We start from the raw sequence: 15,745 nt of genomic DNA, 5'->3' as shown, positions 1-15,745 counted from the left end.
CTCGGGGTCGGGGGTTGCCACACTCTAGTGGTCGGCGTCAGCTCGTGGCGCGAGATCGCGAGGCGCGTTGACAGCGGGGACACCAGAACAGGTTGCGCCCCTCCAGCTCGGCGGTTCGTACGGTGGCGCCGCACACGTGGCAAGGCTGCCCGGTGCGACGGTAGACGTAGACCTCGCCCCCGTGGTCGTCGACGCGCGGGTCGCGCCCCATCGCCTCCGGCGTGTGCTCCTCACGGACCGTGTCGATCCGGTTCTTGGCGACTCCGTCGTGCATGAGGACGACCAGGTCGTCCCAGATGGCCAGCCACTGCTTGCGGGTCAGCGCGTTGCCTCGGCGGTAGGGGTCGACGCGGTGCCGGAACAGGACCTCGGCCCGGTAGACGTTGCCGATGCCGGCCAGCACGGTCTGGTCCATGAGCAGGCTGGCGATGCTGCGCTGACTCCTCCCGATCCTCGCCCACGCCTTCAGGGGGTCGGCGTCCTCGCGCAGCGGGTCGGGGCCGAGCTTCGCGACCGTCGCGTCGACCTGGTCGCGCGTCCACAGGTCGCAGGCAGTGGCCCCGCGCAGGTCGGCGACGACGCCCCGACGGTCGTCCCCGGGGCCGGTCGAGACCAGGCGGAGCCTGACCTGGCCGATCGGTGGCGGTACGTCGCCGTCGTACGGCGTCAGCTGGAGCTTGCCGATGAGGCCGAGGTGGATGTGGATGAACCTCTCCCCCGGGAACTCCAGGAAGAGCTGCTTGCCCCACGCCTGCGCGCCCTCGAGGGTATGACCGTCGAGCTGGCGCGCCTCCGCGTCGAAGCGGCCCTGCGGGCTGCCGACGCGTACCGGGCGTCCGGCGAACGCGTCGGTCAGGTCGTGGGCGAGGCGGTGGAGGGTGTGGCCCTCGGGCATCCTCCGACTAGTCCTGGTCCTCGGTGGGGCCGAGGCCCTTCGCCGACTCGGGCAGGGGCGGCCGCTGGCCGGTCCGGTCGTAGACGTCGAGCTGGCGGATCCGGCGCACGTGTCGCTCCTCGTTGCTGAACGGCTCGGCGAGGAAGATCTCCACGAAGCGGGTCATGTCCTCGATGCTGTGCATGCGGCCGCCGACGGCCACGACCTGCGCGTCGTTGTGCTCACGGCCGAGCCTCGCGGTCTCGTCGGAGTGGACGAGGGCGCAGCGGATCCCGGTCACCTTGTTGGCGGCCATCTGCTCGCCGTTGCCGCTTCCCCCGATGACGACGCCGAGGCTGTCGAGGCCCTGCTCACGCTCGCGGGCGACCGCCTCGGCGGCCCGGATGCAGAAGACGGGGTAGTCGTCGAGGGCGTCATAGACGAACGGCCCGTGGTCGACGACCTCGTATCCGAGCTCGGTGAGGCGGGTGGTCAGGTGGCTCTTGAGGTCCAGGCCTGCGTGGTCGCAGCCGAGGTGCACGCGCATGGGCCCATTGTCTCAGGCGTAGGAGGCGAGGAAGCCCGAGACCTGCCGGAGAAGACGGTCGGCGCTCGTGAAGGCGTCGTGGCGCCAGAAGCCGTGGGTCTGGCCGAGGTAGCGGGTGGCGGTCACCTCGACGCCGGCGGCGTCGAGCCGGCGGGCCAGCTCCTCCCCCTCGTCGCGCAGCGGGTCGTGCTCGGCAGTGACGACGAGGGTCGGCGGCAGGGTGTGCAGGCGGTCGCTCAGCAGCGGCGCCAGGTCAGGGTTCGTGTAGTCGGCCGGCGAGGCGGCGTACTGCTCCCAGTACCAGGCCGCCTCCGCCCGGTCGAAGCCGTCGGCGGCGGTGTCGTGGGAGTCGAACGCCTGCGACGGGTCGAGGAACGGGTAGACGAGCGCGACCGCGTCGAAGACGCCCGGGTGGCGCAACGCGGCGACCAGGGCCAGGTTGCCGCCGGCGCTGTCGCCGTGCACGAACGTCCGGTGCTGCGGGTCGCGGTCCTGCCGCTGCAGCCAGCCCACGACCGTGTCGACGTCCTCCACGGCGGCCGGGAAGCGTTGTTCCGGTGGCCGGCGGTAGTCGACGCTCAGCACCGCCAGGCCGGCCCGGTTGGCGAAGCGCCGGCACACCGCGTCGTGGACCTCGACGTCGTTGAAGACGAAGCCGCCGCCGTGGAAGTGGACGACGAGGCCGTTCCCGCCCGGCCAGGTCCGGTCGCCCGGCTGGTAGAGCCGGCAGGGCACGCCGTCGGCGTCCAGGTCCGTGACGTCGGCGACCTCCTCCTTGGGCTCGCGGGCCGCCTGCAGCCGGGACGCGGCCCGCTGGTCGGCGACGGGCACCTCCCAGACCTTGGGCTCGTGCTGGTAGTTCGCGACCGCGGCTGCTGCCTGCCGGAAGAGGGTCATGGGAGCATCCTGCCGTGACCGCTTTCGCCTGGATCGTGCTGGGCCTCGTGTTCGTCGACGAGCTGCTGGCCTGTGCGGCCGCCGGCGTCGTCGGGTGGGCGATGCCGGCGCCGTGGCTGTTCGTCTGGCTGCTGCCGCTGCTCGTCGTCGTGGTGTGGTTCCTCTTCGCGTCGCCCAAGGCCAGGTACGGCGGCCCGGTCGTGCGTCCGGTCGTGAAGGTGCTCGTCTTCGGGCTCGCCGCGCTGGGCCTGTGGGCGGTCGGTCACGAGACCCTGGCCGTCGCCCTGCTCCTCTTCTCCGTCGTGGTCAACGGGCTCGCCCAGCTCAGGTTCGTGCGCGCCGCCGCCGAGGATGTCGCCGGCTCGTGACCACCGTCGAGCGGCTGCTGCTCGGGAGCTTCGTCCGCCCGGCCGAGGAGACGGGGACAGGTGCTCCGCGGGTCGAGGGCGTCTACGGCTACCTCGTCCGCCACCCGGACGGGCTGGTCCTGCTCGACACCGGCATCGGCGCCGGGGACGAGGAGACCGAGCGGTGGTACCAGCCCCGCCGCGTTCCGCTCCAGGCCGCCCTGGCGACGGCCGGCGCGTCGCTCGACGACCTCACCCTGGTGGTCAACTGCCACCTCCACTTCGACCACTGCGGCGGCAACCCGCTCGTCGGCGGGACGCCGATCCTGGCCCAGCGCGCCGAGCTGTCGGTCGCCCGGGCGGGCGACTACACGTTCCCGGAGCTGCTCGACCACCAGGGCAGCAACTACCAGGCACTCGACGGCGAGGCAGAGCCGCTGCGGGGCGTCCACGTGATCCCGACGCCCGGACACGTCGACGGGCACCAGTCGCTCGTCGTGGTCGGACCCGACGGGACCGTCGTGCTCGCCGGGCAGTCGCACGACACCGCGTCCGCCTGGAGCGCCGACGCGCTCGCCGCGCGGGCGACCACGCTCGGCCACGCGGGCCCGCTGCCGGTCGCGCCGGCGTGGATGGACCGGCTGCTGGCCTTCGACCCGCGACGGGTCGTGTTCGCCCACGACGCGGCGGTCTGGGAGAGCCCTGACACCACCCGAACGAGGTAAGCGGCCCGTCGCCGGCGGACGAGTGGTCCCTCCGAGGCGCAGACTGCCTCCATGTTCATCGAGACCGTCCCCGAGTCGGCCGCCACCGGCGACCTGGCCGACTACTACGAGCACCAGCGCGCCGGCTGGGGCTTCCTGCCCGACTACGCCGGCGCCTTCGGCCCCCGGCCCGAGGTCGCGGAGGCCTGGAACACGCTCAACGGCACCATCCGCCGAGGGATGGACAGGCGCCGCTTCGAGCTCGCCACGATCGCGGCGGCCCGGGCGCTGCGCTCCACCTACTGCACGGCCGCGCACTCGATGTTCCTGCGCGACGTCTGCGGCGACGAGCAGACGCTGCGGACGCTCGCCGAGGACCCGAGCGGCGCCACCCTCTCGGAGCAGGACCGCGCCGTCTACGCGTTCGCCGGCAAGGTCGCCACGGACGCGGCCTCGGTCGAGCAGGCGGACGTCGACGCGCTGCGTGCGGTCGGCCTGTCGGACGCCGACGTCGCCGACGTCGTCTACGCCGCGGCGGCCCGGTCGTTCTTCACCCGCGTGCTCGACGGGCTCGGCGCCCAGCTGGACGCCGAGACGGCCGCCTCCTTCCCGCCTGAGCTTCTGGACGGGATGGTCGTCGGGCGGCCCGTCGGCGCCCCTCGGACGCCGGCCTGAGCAGGTCGGCGTCTCAGCCGACCGGCCGCACCCAACGGCGCCACTCCGCCTACGAGGCGTCAGGGGTGGGCGCGCGCCAGCCGTCCCAGCCGGCGATGACCGTGCCGACGATCCGTCCCTCGCGCTCGACGACGAGGCACGCGTCGGGATCACGCGCGGGGAGCGCCTCCGCGTCGCTCGCGCTGTCGGTCGGCCGGGAGTCGTTCTCCGCCGCCACCGCCCAGAGCACGAGCAGCTGCTCGACATCGGCCGGCCGGGCGGTCCGCAGCACGTCGTCGTCCACGAGCAGGATCCTGTCAGCCCGCGACGAACACGCCGTCGCGCAGCACCGGCACCGCCGTCGACGCGTCGACCTCGGCCGCGATGTCGACGTCGGCGCCGAAGCCCTTCGCGGCGAGCTCGCGGCCGGACGAGCACGCGACGAGCGCGTCCGGCAGGGCCGCGGCGCGGAACGCGGCGACGGCCGCCGACGCCTCCGCGCTGAGGTCCGCGGAGCCGAGCGCGTCCAGCACCGCCCCGGCACCCCACAGGTCCTCGACCGCCGGGCGCAGGGAGCCGTCGGGCCACCGCTCGCCGGCGGGGACGACCGCCACTGCGGCACCGGCGGTCACGCGGGGCACGAGCCAGGCGGCCACGGCGGAACGGTTGCGCAGGCACGCCCCGACCACGGTCGCGCCGGAGCCGGCCAGCAGCGTGCTGATGGTCGAGCCGTTCGGGGAGGGCAGCACGAGCCGGCGTACTCCCTCGGCGGCGGCGACCGAGGCCGGCGAGAGGCTCACGCCCGCTGCACCCGCTGCGCCCCCCGCGTCCTGCCGCTGCTCCGCGAGGACGGCGTCGCGCTCCGCGGCGAACGCGGCCGCCCGCTCGTCACGCCAGAGGAAGGGGAAGACCTCGATGCCGCGCTCGACCGCGACGGTGAGCGTCGTCGTGAACGACAGCACGTCGACCACGACGGCGACGTCGACCGGCGCGAGTGCCTCCGCGCCGACCGGCCCCCACTCCAGCCGCACGCGCGAGCGGTGCTGCCGGTGCTCGGGATCCATCAGGGTGCGAGTGCCTCGGCGATCCGGGGCCCGATCTCGCGCAGCGCCTTGCCGCGGTGGGAGATGGCGTCCTTGTCCTCGCGTGGGAGCTCCGCGGTGGTGAGGCCGGGGCGGTCGGAGGCCTCGAAGAGGACGTCGTATCCGAAGCCGCCGCTCCCCCGCACCTCGCGGATCACCCGGCCGTCCATGCGCCCCTCGACGACGACCTCGCCGTCCGCGTGCACGAACGCGACCGCGCAGGCGAAGTGGGCGTCTCGACGCGCGTCGGGTACGTCGGCCAGCTGGTCGAGCAGCAGCCGGTTGTTGCGGTCGTCGGACTTCGGCGGGCCGCTCCAGCGCGCCGAGAGCACACCCGGCATCCCGTTGAGGGCGTCGACGCACAGCCCCGAGTCATCGGCCACCGACGGGAGCCCGGTCGCGAGGAAGCCGGCCCGTGCCTTGATGAGCGCGTTGCCCTCGAAGGTGGGCGCGTCCTCGACCGGCTCCTCGTAGAACGCGACGTCGTCGAGGCCGACGACGGTCACGCCCGGCACGAGCGGGGCGAGGATCCGCTCCATCTCCTGGATCTTCTTGGCGTTGCGCGACGCCACGAACACCTGCGTCACCGCGCCAGCGCCTCCTGCTGCAGGCGGGTCAGGTCGGCGCAGCCCTTCTCCCCCAGCGCCAGCAGCGCGTCGAGCTCGGCACGGTCGAAGGCGACGCCCTCGGCGGTGCCCTGGACCTCGACGAACTTGCCGTCGCCGGTCATCACGATGTTCATGTCCGTCTCCGCGCGGACGTCCTCCTCGTAGGGCAGGTCGAGCCGCGGGACGCCGTCGATGATGCCGACCGAGACGGCGGCCACCGAGCCGGTGAGCGGGTCGCCGGTCAGCGCGCCGATCGACTTCAGGTGCGCGACCGCGTCGGCCAGGGCGACGTACGCGCCGGTGATGGAGGCGGTGCGGGTGCCGCCGTCGGCCTGCAGCACGTCACAGTCGAGCTGGATGGTGTTCTCGCCGAGCGCTTGGTAGTCGATGACGGCGCGGAGCGAGCGGCCGATGAGGCGGGAGATCTCGTGGGTGCGGCCGCCGATGCGGCCCTTCACCGACTCGCGCTCCGAGCGGGTGTTGGTCGAAGCGGGGAGCATCGCGTACTCGGCGGTGACCCAGCCCAGGCCCGAGCCCTTCCGCCAGCGCGGCACGCCCTCGGAGGCGGAGGCGGCGCAGAGCACGCGCGTGCGACCGAACTCCACGAGCACCGAGCCGGCGGCGTGGTCGAGCCAGTTGCGGGTGATCTTGATCGGGCGCAGCTCGTCGTCGGCGCGGCCGTCCGCGCGGCCAGCAGGGGTGCTCGTCATGACGCCGACCCTATCGGCAGCGGGCCACCGGGCTGCCTGCCCCTCCAGCCCCCCGGGTCTGCTGCCGCCCGGGCCTACTTCACCTCGGCCCGGAGGATCCGGCGCAGACCGAAGACGAGCGGGATCCCCACCCAGATGAGCGAGGAGACCACCAGGTGGGCCCAGTCGGCGCCGCTCATCGTGGAGAGCTCGAAGAGCTTGTTCTGGGCTGTGTTGAAGTCGATCCACTTGCGCAGGTCGGCGAACCAGCTGTGCTCGCCGAAGACGGCGGTACCGACCTCGAAGAGCGTCGGGACGATGAACGAGAACGCGAAGTAGACGACGATCGCGGCCGCCGTGTTGAGGAACAGAGCGGCGAACGCGAACCCGACCAGCATGCCGAGGCTCTGCGAGATCACGAACCCGATGACGCCGTCACGGACGTCCTGGTTCCACCACTCGGTCGTGCCGCCCGCGGCGGCGAAGATGGCGTTGCAGACCACGCCGACGACGATGGCGAAGACCACCGAGGCGAGGCTCAGCACGAAGGCCACGAGCAGCTTGCTCCACACCACGCGGGAGCGGCGCGACTCGAGGCTGAAGGTCACCATCGCCGAGCGCTGGGTCCACTCGGTCGTGACCAGCATGATCGCCAGCACGGGCAGCAGGAACGACGTCACGACCGCGGCGACCGCCGTGAAGGTGCCGAGGCTGACGTTGTCGAGGTCCTGCGTGATCGCGACGATGAGGGTGATGACCTCGGCGATCAGCGTGATCACGCCGATGGAGAAGAGCAGCCAGAAGCCGGCCCGGGTGTCGTAGGACTTCCGGAACTCCACCCGGAGGAGACGGCTGAGCGGAACCGGGTCCGTGTTGGTGACGTCGAGGTGGATGGCGGGTGCGGTGGTCATGCGATCGTCCCTCCGGGGGTCGGAGCGGCGAGGTCGGGCGGTGTCTCGCGCTGGGTGTCGGCGGTGAGCTGGAGGAACAGGTCCTCGAGGCCGGCGCCGCCGTCGCGCAGGTCGGTGAGGACCACCTGCGCGGACAGGGCGGCGCGACCGACCTCGACGGCCGGGGCGTGGACGCACAGGCCCTGGCCCGCGGACTCGACGACGTGGCCGGCCTCCTTCAGGGCCGTCGAGAGGACCTCGTTGTCGAGCGAGGTCACGAGCGTCTGCGCCGGGCCGGCGCCGGCGAGCAGCGACGCGCGGTCGCCCTGGGCGACGATCTTGCCGCGGCCGATGAGGATCATCTCGTCGGCGATCTGCTCCACCTCGTGCAGGAGGTGGCTGGACAGCAGAACCGTGCCGCCGCGGTCGGCGTAGGACTTGAGCAGGCCGCGCATCCACCGGATGCCGGCCGGGTCGAGGCCGTTGGCCGGCTCGTCCAGGATCAGGACCTGCGGATCGCCGAGCAGCGCGTGGGCGATGCCGAGACGCTGCTTCATGCCGAGCGAGTAGTGGCGGAGGCGGCGCTTAGCCTCAGACGCCGTCAGCGAGACCAGGTCGAGCATCTCGTCGACGCGCGAGTCCGGCAGGCCCATCGTCATCGCGCCGATGGTGAGCACCTCACGGCCGGTGCGGCCGCCGTGCTGGGCCGAGGCGTCGAGCAGGACTCCGACGTGCCGGCCGGGGTTGGGGATGTCGTGGTAGCGCAGGCCGCCGATGGTCACCTGGCCCTTCGTCGCCGGCGTCAGCCCCACCATGACCCGCATCGTCGTCGTCTTCCCGGCACCGTTGGGCCCCAGGAAGCCGGTGACCCGACCGGGCTGGCAGGTGAAGCTCACGTCGTCGACGGCCGTGAACGAGCCGTACTTCCGCGTCAGTCCTTCGACCTTGATCATGCGCCCACCCTGACAGACCCACGGCGTCGATGCATCGGGACACCCCCGCGTGGGCCGAATCCGCGCAGGTCCTCCACAAGCCGGCCTCAGCCGGGCAGGGGGTAGACGGCCCCCGCGACCGCCAGCTCGGCCGGACCGTCGTAGGCGGTGCCGGCCTCGGCGAGCATCGTCGCGCTGTCGTGCCACGGCGGGATGTGCGTGAGGACCAGCCGCTTCGCGCCGGCCTTCGCGGCGACCTCACCTGCCTGCACGCCGGTGAGGTGCAGGCTCTCGGGATTGTCGTCGCCGTGGCGGAACGAGGCCTCGGCGAGCAGCAGGTCGACGTCGCGGGCGAGGTCGAGCAGCGCGTCGGTCGGGCCGGTGTCACCGGTGTAGGCCAGCACGGTTCCGGCCACCTCGATCCGGAAGGCGTACGCCGGCACCGGATGGTCGACCTCGACCGGAGTGATCCGGAACGGGCCGACCTCGAAGCCGCCGCGCAGCTGGTGGAACTCGAACTCCTCCTGCATGCCGGGCTTGCGCGGCAGGTCGTAGGCCCGTGCGAGCCGGCGCGCCGTCCCCTTCGGTCCCCACACCGGGATCGGCGGCTGGTGACCGCTGGGGTGGTACCTGCGCAGCACGTAGTAGGACGTCATGTCGATGCAGTGGTCGGCGTGCAGGTGCGACAGGAGCACCGCGTCGATCGACAGCGGGTCGACGTACCGCTGAAGGGCGCCCAGCGCTCCGTTGCCGAGGTCGAGCAGGATGCGCCAGGTCCGTCGCCCGCCCTGGCCGTCGCTGCCGTCGGCCTCGACGAGGTAGCAGCTCGCCGCGGACTCGGGGCCCGGGTAGGACCCCGAGCAGCCCACGATCGTCAGGGTCAGGGCCGCGTCGGCGGTCGGCGGGGTCATGCGAGTCCTCCGACGAACTGCCGGGCGGCCGCGAGCTCCGGCCCGAGGAAGCGGCGACCGATCGTCTCGAACGCCTCCGGGTGGCCGGTGGTGAGGAACGTGTAGGTGGGCTCGCCGGACGGTCGGAGGAGGTCGCGCTCGGTGAGCGTGCGGTAGACGTCCTTGGCGCACTCCTCGGCGCTGCTGACCAGGGTCACGTTGTCGCCCATGACGTAGGAGATGACGCCGGTGAGGAGCGGGTAGTGGGTGCAGCCCAGGATCAGGGTGTCGATCCCCGCGCTGATGAGCGGGTCGAGGTAGTCGTGCGCCGCCTCGAGCAGCTCGTCGCCGCTCGTGATGCCGGCCTCGACGAACGGGACGAACCGCGGGCAGATCCGCGTGTGCAGCTGGACGTGGGGCGCGGCCGCGAACGCGTCGTCGTAGGACATCGACTGCGCGGTCGCCTGTGTGCTGATCACGCCGATGCGGCCGGTGCGGCTGGCCGCGACGGCCCGGCGGGTCGCCGGGACGATCACCTCGACGACCGGCACCGAGTAGCGCTGGCGTGCGTCCCGCAGCGTCGCCGAGCTGGCCGCGTTGCAGGCGATGACGAGCGCCTTGACGCCTTGGTCGACGAGGTGGTCGAGGCACTCGAGCGCATACTCCCTCACCTCGGCGATCGGCTTCGGGCCGTACGGCGCCCGGGCGGTGTCGCCGACGTAGAGGACCGACTCGTGCGGGAGCTGGTCGATGACCGACCGGGCGACGGTGAGCCCACCGAAACCGGAGTCGAAGATGCCGATGGGGGCGTCGACGTCGCCGGCGGGGATCGGCTCTGGGGTCGGCTCGTGCACAGGGGCAGGCTAGGCGGTCCGGACCCGCTGGCGCACGGATCCTTGACCCACGTCACGCGAGATCACGGTCACGTCAGCCCGGCCGCACGATCTGCTGCAGCGCCCAGCGGTTGCCGTCGGGGTCGCTGAAGTAGACGAACCGACCCCACTCGAGGTCGTCGACACCCGAGCACTCAACTCCCCGCTCCTTGAGGTAGGCGAGGGCGACGTCGGCGTCCGGCACCACGACCTGGATGAACTGCGACGAGCCCTCCGGCATCATGTCGAGCCCGAGGCCGAAGCAGATCGAGCAGGCCGACCCCTGCGGCGTGACCTGGACGAACCGCAGCCCCTCGTGGACGGTGTGGTCGAAGTCGACGTTCCAGCCGACCTGCTCGCCGTAGAAGCGCACGGCGCGGTCGACGTCGGAGACGGCGAGAGGGACGAGCTCGATCTTCCAGTCCAGCTGTGTCATGACGGTGCTCCATCTCGGTCGACGGCCGGCCCGGAGTGACCGGCGCACGTCTCACGCTAGAGGTCGCCACCGACAGTCCTGCTAGGCCCAGAGCTGGCCCTCGAGGGACTCCTCGGCGTGGTCGATGGTGCCTTCGTAGGCACCGGTCGAGAGGTACTTCCAGCCGCCGTCGGCGACGACGAACGCGATGTCGGCCGGCACGCCGTCGCGCATCGCCTTGACCGCCTGGCCGAGGGCCGCATGGAGGATGGCGCCGGTCGAGATGCCGGCGAAGATGCCCTCGAGCTCGAGCAGCTCGCGGACCCGGCGGACGGCGTCACGCGGACCGACCGAGAAGCGGGTGTCGATCAGCTCCGCGTCGTAGAGCTCGGGCACGAAGCCCTCGTCGAGGTTGCGCAGCCCGTAGACCAGCTCGCCGTAGCGCGGCTCGGCGGCGACGATGCGCACGTCCGGCTTGGCCCGGCGGAAGAACCGCGAGACGCCCATCAGGGTGCCGGTCGTGCCGAGGCCGGCGACGAAGTGGGTGATCGAGGGCAGGTCGGCGAGCAGCTCGGGGCCGGTGCCCTCCTCGTGCGCGAGGGCGTTGGCGGCGTTGCCGTACTGGTAGAGCATCACCCAGTCGGGGTGCTCGGCCGCGTGCTGCTTGGCGACGCGGACCGCCTCGTTGGAGCCGCCGGCGGCCGGCGAGGACACGATCTCGGCGCCCCACATGCGCAGCAGCTGGCGCCGCTCCTCGGAGGTGTTCTCCGGCATCACGCAGACGATCCGGTAGCCCTTGAGCTTCGCGGCCATCGCCAGCGAGATGCCGGTGTTGCCCGACGTCGGCTCCAGGATGGTGCAGCCCGGACGGAGCAGCCCCTCCTTCTCGGCCTGCTCGATCATCCGCAGCGCCGGCCGGTCCTTGATCGACCCGGTCGGATTGCGGTCCTCGAGCTTGGCCCACAGCCGCACCTCGGGCGCCGGCGAGAGCCGCGGGAGACCCACCAGGGGCGTGTTCCCGACCGAGGCGATGAGGCTGTCATAACGCATGGGCCCAGTCTCGCATCCTGCGGTCCGACGATGGGGGCGCGCCCTCAGCGCAGGAAGCGCTCGGGGTCGAACTCGTCGAGCGGGATGATCCGCACCCGCGGGAGCGGGACCGTGAACGCCTGGACCTCGTCCTCGAGGTCGTGGACCTCGATACCGAGCGCGTCGAACTGGCTGCTCGCGTACTCGCGGAGCGCGAGTACGCCGACCCGCCGTCGCCCGGCCGCGAGCGCGGCGAGGCGCTCGGCGAAGTCGGCGTCGTGGCTGACCAGCAGCACGTCGTCGTCGTGGGCGGCCAACGCGTCGAGCGTGCGCAGGATGCCGATGTCGACGACCTTCTCGTCCGCCCGCCCGCTCAGCGGCACCGGCCGGTAGTCGAGGGCCAGCAGCGCCTGCACGAACGAGCTGGGCAGCTGGCCGTTGGAGGCGTTGAGGAAGAACAGGCCCGTGACCGGCTGCTCCCACAGCTCGGCGGCGTAGGCCGTGACGCGGTCCCACCGCGGCCGCTCCTCAGGGAGCGGCCGCCGGTTGAGCAGCGAGTTGCCGAGCGTCGCGTCGATGTTCTCGCCATCGACGAGGACGAAGGTGCGCCGCCCGGCCGTCATCGCAACGCCGCTCAGCGGGCGCCGCCGGCGACCGCCGGCAGCACGACGACCTGGTCGCCGTCCTTGAGCTCAGCCTCGAGGCCGCCGAGGAAGCGGACGTCCTCGTCGTTGACGTAGACGTTGACGAAGCGACGCAGGTCGCCGTTGTCGATGAGGCGGTCCTTGATGCCCGCGTGGTTCGCCTCGAGGTCGTCGATGAGGGCGGCGAGGGTGCCGCCGGCGCCGCTGACTGACTTCTCGCCGGCGGTGTAGGTGCGCAGGATGGTCGGGATGCGGACCTCGATGGCCATGGTCTCTCCTTGATGGGCCTGACTGGATGGGCTCAGCACTCGGCGGGGCTAACCCAGGGAACTGAACGCTTCGACCACCTGGATCTCTTCCTCGGTGATCTGTCCGTCGACGATCCGGTACGAGCGGAACTCGACCGGACCCTCGTCGTTGCCGTGCTCGCGCGTGCTGACCAGCACGTAGTGGGCGTTGGGCTCGCCGGCGAGCTTGACGTCGGTGACGCTCGGGTAGGCCTCGGTGGCCGTGTGCGAGTGGTAGACGACCACCGGCTCCTCGTCGCGTGCGTCCATCTCCTTGTAGAGCTGGAACAGGTCGGTGGAGTCGAACTCGTAGAACGTCGGGCTGCCGGCGGCGTTGACCATCTCGATCAGGCGCTCCGGACGGTCGCTCCCCTCCGGGCCCGCGACGATGCCACAGGCCTCGTCCGGGTGGTCACGCTTGGCGTGGGCGACGATGGCGTCGTACGTCGCCCGGGTGATGGTCAGCACGGCGTCAAGACTAGGTCTTCCGAGGGCGCGCCCCGTCCCCTGCCCGGCGTACGGACGTGAGCATCCTCACGCGCTGGACGGCTACCGATCGCTGAGCGCCTCGACCAGCGTCTCCTGCAGGTAGCCGACCCAGTCGTAGATGTCGTGGGCCTGGCCACGCGGGTCGTCGTCGGGCAGGGACGCCCAATAGGCCTCGTCGCCCTCCTCGACCTCGAGCCGGGTGGCGAGGGCGAGCCGGATGTCGGTGAAGGAGCGCATCCAGGCCTCGGCCGTCGGCTCGTCCAGCTCGACGTCGATCATCAGCCCCTCCTCGGTGAGCTCGGGCGGGAGCCCGGCCTCCTCGAGTCCGTCGATGATCGTCGCGGCGGCGGCCGCCTTGCCGTCCCGCAAGCCGCCCTCCGTGAACCGCCTGAAGTCACCGGCCGCCTCGTCGTCGTCGCGGTAGGCGCTCGGGAAGAGCCGGGCCAGCACCGGGTCCTCCGGCAGGGTGGTCGGGCCGGAGAAGTCGAGCATCGCCTCGAGCGGGTCGCGCTCGACCGGCGCGGCCGACTCGTTGCGCAGCAGCTCGACGAGCTGACCCGCCAGCGAGCGCAGCAGGTCGGCCTCGAAGCCGGTGAAGTTGGCGATGATCCTGCCGCTGCGACGATGCCGGGTGAAGCCCGTCATTCCTGCTTCTCCAGGGTCGCCCACAGGCCGTACTCGTGCATCGCCTGCACGTCGCGCTCCATCTCCTCGCGGCTTCCCGAGCTGACCGCGGAGCGGCCGTCCTCGTGGACCTCCAGCATCAGCTTCTCCGCCTTCTTCTTCGAGTAGCCGAAGTACTTCTGGAACACGAACGTGACGTACGACATCAGGTTCACCGGGTCGTTCCACACGACGGTGGTCCAAGGCGTGGCCGGAAGGGTGACATCGTCGGTGACGGGCTCGTCAAGCTCGACCGGGCTCGGCGCGGACATGGGGCCCATCGTGCCACGATGGCGCCCGTGGACTCGACAGCGCTGCTCACCGACCACTACGAGCTGACCATGCTGCAGGCGGCCCTGGCCGCCGGCACGGCCGGCCGACGGTCGGTCTTCGAGCTGTTCCCCCGGCGGCTCCCCGAGGGCAGGCGGTACGGCGTCGTGGCCGGTGTCGGCCGGGCCCTCGACGCCCTGGAGGCGTTCCGGTTCGACGACGACACGCTCGCGGCGCTCGACGGGGTGGTCGACGCGCCGACGCTCTCGTGGCTCGCCGACTACCGCTTCTCCGGTGACGTGTGGGGCTACGCCGAGGGCGAGCTCTACTTCCCCAACTCGCCGCTGCTGGTCGTCGAGTCCACGTTCGCGGAGGCCGTTCTCCTCGAGACCGTGCTGCTGTCGATCTACAACCACGACTCGGCGGTCGCGTCCGCGGCCTCCCGGATGACGATGGCCGCCGGCGGCCGGCCGTGCATCGAGATGGGGTCGCGGCGGACCCACGAGGTCGCTGCCGTCGCGGCCGCCCGGGCGGCGTACGTCGCAGGGTTCGAGGCGAGCTCCAACCTGGCGGCGCGCCGCTACGGCGTCCCGACGACCGGCACCAGCGCGCACTCGTTCACGCTCCTCCACGACACCGAGGAGCAGGCGTTCCGTGCGCAGGTGACTTCGCTCGGCGTCGGGACGACGCTGCTCGTCGACACCTACGACATCGCGCAGGCGGTCCGTCTCGGCGTCGAGGTGGCCGGACCCTCGCTCGGCGCCGTCCGGCTCGACTCCGGCGACCTGGGCGTGCTCGCGGTGCAGGTCCGCGAGCAGCTCGACTCGCTCGGGGCGAGGCAGACGAAGATCATCGTCACCAGCGACCTGGACGAGTTCGCGATCGCTGCCCTGGCCGCGGCACCCGTCGACGGCTACGGCGTCGGCACCGAGCTCGTCACAGGCAGCGGCCACCCGACGAGCGGCTTCGTCTACAAGCTGGTCGCCCGGGAGGGCGCGGACGGCGAGCTGGTCTCGGTCGCCAAGAAGAGCATCGACAAGGGCTCGCTCGGCGGCCGCAAGTACGCGCTGCGCCGCCGCTCGTCCCGCGGCGTCGCCGAGGCCGAGGTGATCGGGATCGGCACCGCCCCGGTCGACGACGGCGACGACCGGGCCCTCCTGGTCCGGCTGGTCGAGAAGGGCGAGATCGTCGGGCGCGAGCCGCTGACCGCAGCACGCGACCGCCACGCGGCCTCGCGGGCCGAGCTCCCGCTCGCGGCCCAGTCGATGGCCAAGGGCGAGCCGGTCATCCCGACGTTGTTCGCCTGAGCCGGGTCTACCCTCGGTCCATGGCCAGCGCGCTGATCGTCGTCGACGTGCAGAACGACTTCTGCGAGGGCGGCTCCCTGCCCGTCGCGGGCGGCGCCCGCGTCGCCAGCGACATCGGGGCCCTGCTGCGGGCCCGGGCCGCCGGACTGCCCGGCGCGGTCAGCTATGACCACGTCGTGGCGACCAAGGACCACCACATCGACCCGGGGCACCACTTCTCCCGCGAGCCCGACTTCCGCGACTCCTGGCCGGCCCACTGCGTGGTCGGCACCGACGGCGAGGCGTTCCACCCCAACCTCGACCCCGAGCCGTTCGAGGCGATCTTCACGAAGGGCGAGCACGCGGCGGCCTACTCCGGGTTCGAGGGCCGTACGACGGGCGGCACCGCGCTGGCGGCGTGGCTGCGCGAGCGCCGGGTCACGAGCGTCGACGTGTGCGGCATCGCGACCGACTACTGCGTGCGGGCCACCGCGCTCGACGCGGTGCGCGAGGGCTTCGCGGTGACCCTGCTCGCGGACCTGTCGGTGGGGGTCGCGCCCACCTCGACGGCCGCCGCTGTCGAGGAGCTGAGGACGGCCGGCGTCTCCCTCGCCTGAGCCCCGTCCGCCCGACCCCGTGCAGGGACCCGGGTCCTGGCACTGCGCGAGACGCTGAC

General features: G+C 72.2%; 23 protein-coding genes. 5 read left to right on the top strand and 18 right to left on the bottom strand.

The genetic code is table 11. The features are described from left to right. Positions 1–37: 37 nt before the first annotated feature. The 3 genes from QDS12_RS07660 to QDS12_RS07650 are packed head-to-tail and all read right to left on the bottom strand — an operon-like array spanning position 38 to position 2,318. Positions 38–895, bottom strand: a complete 858-nt coding sequence (locus tag QDS12_RS07660) for a DNA-formamidopyrimidine glycosylase family protein (protein ID WP_279878188.1) — start codon at positions 893–895, stop codon at positions 38–40. Positions 896–902: 7 nt separating this feature from the next. Continuing rightward, positions 903–1,421, bottom strand: a complete 519-nt coding sequence (locus tag QDS12_RS07655) for a ribose-5-phosphate isomerase (protein ID WP_279878187.1) — start codon at positions 1,419–1,421, stop codon at positions 903–905. A gap of 12 nt (positions 1,422–1,433) precedes the next feature. Beyond that, positions 1,434–2,318 (bottom strand): alpha/beta hydrolase, encoded by an 885-nt coding sequence (locus QDS12_RS07650; RefSeq protein ID WP_279878186.1) that lies wholly within the window; start codon positions 2,316–2,318, stop codon positions 1,434–1,436. 14 nt (positions 2,319–2,332) lie between these two features. Here QDS12_RS07650 and QDS12_RS07645 point away from each other — a divergent pair, with 14 nt between their 5' ends. The 3 genes from QDS12_RS07645 to QDS12_RS07635 are packed head-to-tail and all read left to right on the top strand — an operon-like array spanning position 2,333 to position 4,044. Continuing rightward, a complete protein-coding gene (locus QDS12_RS07645) occupies positions 2,333–2,686 on the top strand; it encodes a DUF2568 domain-containing protein (protein ID WP_279878184.1) in 354 nt (117 codons plus the stop codon). Next, positions 2,683–3,390, top strand: coding sequence for an MBL fold metallo-hydrolase (locus QDS12_RS07640; RefSeq protein ID WP_279878183.1), 708 nt, complete (start codon positions 2,683–2,685; stop codon positions 3,388–3,390). The genes QDS12_RS07645 and QDS12_RS07640 overlap by 4 nt, the downstream gene beginning before the upstream one ends. Before the next feature lie 51 nt (positions 3,391–3,441). After that, a complete protein-coding gene (locus tag QDS12_RS07635; protein ID WP_279878181.1) occupies positions 3,442–4,044 on the top strand; it encodes a peroxidase-related enzyme in 603 nt (200 codons plus the stop codon). A 49-nt stretch (positions 4,045–4,093) separates the two neighbouring features. On the opposite strand, the gene QDS12_RS07630 is transcribed toward QDS12_RS07635, so the two are convergent. The 15 genes from QDS12_RS07630 to clpS form a co-directional block, all read right to left on the bottom strand. After that, positions 4,094–4,327 carry a hypothetical protein gene (locus tag QDS12_RS07630; protein WP_279878179.1) on the bottom strand — a complete coding sequence of 78 codons (234 nt, stop codon included), beginning with the start codon at positions 4,325–4,327 and terminating at the stop codon, positions 4,094–4,096. A gap of 13 nt (positions 4,328–4,340) precedes the next feature. Next, on the bottom strand, positions 4,341–5,087 hold the full coding sequence (locus QDS12_RS07625; protein ID WP_279878177.1) for a 2-phosphosulfolactate phosphatase: 747 nt from the start codon (positions 5,085–5,087) through the stop codon (positions 4,341–4,343). Next, complete coding sequence (rdgB, locus tag QDS12_RS07620; RefSeq protein ID WP_279878175.1) at positions 5,087–5,692, bottom strand: RdgB/HAM1 family non-canonical purine NTP pyrophosphatase; 606 nt, start codon at positions 5,690–5,692, stop codon at positions 5,087–5,089. The genes QDS12_RS07625 and rdgB overlap by 1 nt, the downstream gene beginning before the upstream one ends. Next, a complete protein-coding gene (gene rph, locus QDS12_RS07615) occupies positions 5,689–6,423 on the bottom strand; it encodes a ribonuclease PH (RefSeq protein WP_279878174.1) in 735 nt (244 codons plus the stop codon). Before rph ends, rdgB begins: the two co-directional genes overlap by 4 nt. 74 nt (positions 6,424–6,497) lie before the next feature. Then, entirely contained in the window at positions 6,498–7,313 is an 816-nt protein-coding gene (locus QDS12_RS07610) for an ABC transporter permease subunit (RefSeq protein WP_279878172.1), read from the bottom strand. Further along, positions 7,310–8,245 (bottom strand): ATP-binding cassette domain-containing protein, encoded by a 936-nt coding sequence (locus QDS12_RS07605; RefSeq protein ID WP_279878171.1) that lies wholly within the window; start codon positions 8,243–8,245, stop codon positions 7,310–7,312. Before QDS12_RS07605 ends, QDS12_RS07610 begins: the two co-directional genes overlap by 4 nt. Before the next feature lie 86 nt (positions 8,246–8,331). Next, on the bottom strand, positions 8,332–9,135 hold the full coding sequence (locus QDS12_RS07600; protein ID WP_279878169.1) for an MBL fold metallo-hydrolase: 804 nt from the start codon (positions 9,133–9,135) through the stop codon (positions 8,332–8,334). Next, positions 9,132–9,968, bottom strand: a complete 837-nt coding sequence (gene murI, locus QDS12_RS07595; protein ID WP_279878168.1) for a glutamate racemase — start codon at positions 9,966–9,968, stop codon at positions 9,132–9,134. The genes QDS12_RS07600 and murI overlap by 4 nt, the downstream gene beginning before the upstream one ends. 73 nt (positions 9,969–10,041) lie before the next feature. Beyond that, positions 10,042–10,422, bottom strand: coding sequence for a VOC family protein (locus QDS12_RS07590; protein WP_279878167.1), 381 nt, complete (start codon positions 10,420–10,422; stop codon positions 10,042–10,044). Positions 10,423–10,503: 81 nt separating this feature from the next. Beyond that, entirely contained in the window at positions 10,504–11,451 is a 948-nt protein-coding gene (locus QDS12_RS07585) for a pyridoxal-phosphate dependent enzyme (RefSeq protein ID WP_279878165.1), read from the bottom strand. Between the two features lie 44 nt (positions 11,452–11,495). Then, a complete protein-coding gene (locus QDS12_RS07580) occupies positions 11,496–12,053 on the bottom strand; it encodes an NYN domain-containing protein (RefSeq protein WP_279878164.1) in 558 nt (185 codons plus the stop codon). 11 nt (positions 12,054–12,064) lie between these two features. Further along, complete coding sequence (locus QDS12_RS07575; protein WP_279878163.1) at positions 12,065–12,343, bottom strand: MoaD/ThiS family protein; 279 nt, start codon at positions 12,341–12,343, stop codon at positions 12,065–12,067. Between the two features lie 48 nt (positions 12,344–12,391). Then, positions 12,392–12,829 carry a M67 family metallopeptidase gene (locus tag QDS12_RS07570; RefSeq protein ID WP_279878162.1) on the bottom strand — a complete coding sequence of 146 codons (438 nt, stop codon included), beginning with the start codon at positions 12,827–12,829 and terminating at the stop codon, positions 12,392–12,394. 81 nt (positions 12,830–12,910) lie between these two features. Then, the gene (locus tag QDS12_RS07565) at positions 12,911–13,495 is read right to left on the bottom strand and encodes a DUF2017 domain-containing protein (protein WP_279878160.1); all 585 of its coding nucleotides are present in this window, start codon (positions 13,493–13,495) and stop codon (positions 12,911–12,913) included. Then, positions 13,492–13,785, bottom strand: a complete 294-nt coding sequence (clpS, locus tag QDS12_RS07560; RefSeq protein WP_279878159.1) for an ATP-dependent Clp protease adapter ClpS — start codon at positions 13,783–13,785, stop codon at positions 13,492–13,494. Before clpS ends, QDS12_RS07565 begins: the two co-directional genes overlap by 4 nt. Positions 13,786–13,803: 18 nt before the next feature. On the opposite strand from clpS, the gene QDS12_RS07555 reads away from it, so the two are divergent. Together QDS12_RS07555 and QDS12_RS07550 are read left to right on the top strand one after the other, a co-directional pair. Further along, the gene (locus QDS12_RS07555) at positions 13,804–15,090 is read left to right on the top strand and encodes a nicotinate phosphoribosyltransferase (RefSeq protein ID WP_279878158.1); all 1,287 of its coding nucleotides are present in this window, start codon (positions 13,804–13,806) and stop codon (positions 15,088–15,090) included. A gap of 20 nt (positions 15,091–15,110) precedes the next feature. Next, on the top strand, positions 15,111–15,686 hold the full coding sequence (locus QDS12_RS07550) for an isochorismatase family protein (protein WP_279878157.1): 576 nt from the start codon (positions 15,111–15,113) through the stop codon (positions 15,684–15,686). Positions 15,687–15,745: the final 59 nt, after the last annotated feature.

Origin of the sequence: Nocardioides sp. CER19, from assembly GCF_029846275.1 — a bacterium.
In the GTDB taxonomy this organism is placed as follows: Bacteria; Actinomycetota; Actinomycetes; order Propionibacteriales; family Nocardioidaceae; genus Nocardioides.
This window is presented reverse-complemented; position numbering and strand designations above follow the sequence as displayed.

Coding starts and splice junctions, on each gene's coding strand:
- QDS12_RS07660 (WP_279878188.1), bottom strand. CDS start 895: ATGCCCGAGGGCCACACCCTCCACCGCCTCGCCCACGACCTGACCGAC.
- QDS12_RS07655 (WP_279878187.1), bottom strand. CDS start 1,421: ATGCGCGTGCACCTCGGCTGCGACCACGCAGGCCTGGACCTCAAGAGC.
- QDS12_RS07650 (WP_279878186.1), bottom strand. CDS start 2,318: ATGACCCTCTTCCGGCAGGCAGCAGCCGCGGTCGCGAACTACCAGCAC.
- QDS12_RS07635 (WP_279878181.1), top strand. CDS start 3,442: ATGTTCATCGAGACCGTCCCCGAGTCGGCCGCCACCGGCGACCTGGCC.
- QDS12_RS07625 (WP_279878177.1), bottom strand. CDS start 5,087: ATGGATCCCGAGCACCGGCAGCACCGCTCGCGCGTGCGGCTGGAGTGG.
- rph (WP_279878174.1), bottom strand. CDS start 6,423: ATGACGAGCACCCCTGCTGGCCGCGCGGACGGCCGCGCCGACGACGAG.
- QDS12_RS07610 (WP_279878172.1), bottom strand. CDS start 7,313: ATGACCACCGCACCCGCCATCCACCTCGACGTCACCAACACGGACCCG.
- QDS12_RS07605 (WP_279878171.1), bottom strand. CDS start 8,245: ATGATCAAGGTCGAAGGACTGACGCGGAAGTACGGCTCGTTCACGGCC.
- QDS12_RS07600 (WP_279878169.1), bottom strand. CDS start 9,135: ATGACCCCGCCGACCGCCGACGCGGCCCTGACCCTGACGATCGTGGGC.
- QDS12_RS07590 (WP_279878167.1), bottom strand. CDS start 10,422: ATGACACAGCTGGACTGGAAGATCGAGCTCGTCCCTCTCGCCGTCTCC.
- QDS12_RS07585 (WP_279878165.1), bottom strand. CDS start 11,451: ATGCGTTATGACAGCCTCATCGCCTCGGTCGGGAACACGCCCCTGGTG.
- QDS12_RS07580 (WP_279878164.1), bottom strand. CDS start 12,053: ATGACGGCCGGGCGGCGCACCTTCGTCCTCGTCGATGGCGAGAACATC.
- QDS12_RS07575 (WP_279878163.1), bottom strand. CDS start 12,343: ATGGCCATCGAGGTCCGCATCCCGACCATCCTGCGCACCTACACCGCC.
- QDS12_RS07565 (WP_279878160.1), bottom strand. CDS start 13,495: ATGACGGGCTTCACCCGGCATCGTCGCAGCGGCAGGATCATCGCCAAC.
- clpS (WP_279878159.1), bottom strand. CDS start 13,785: ATGTCCGCGCCGAGCCCGGTCGAGCTTGACGAGCCCGTCACCGACGAT.
- QDS12_RS07555 (WP_279878158.1), top strand. CDS start 13,804: ATGGCGCCCGTGGACTCGACAGCGCTGCTCACCGACCACTACGAGCTG.
- QDS12_RS07550 (WP_279878157.1), top strand. CDS start 15,111: ATGGCCAGCGCGCTGATCGTCGTCGACGTGCAGAACGACTTCTGCGAG.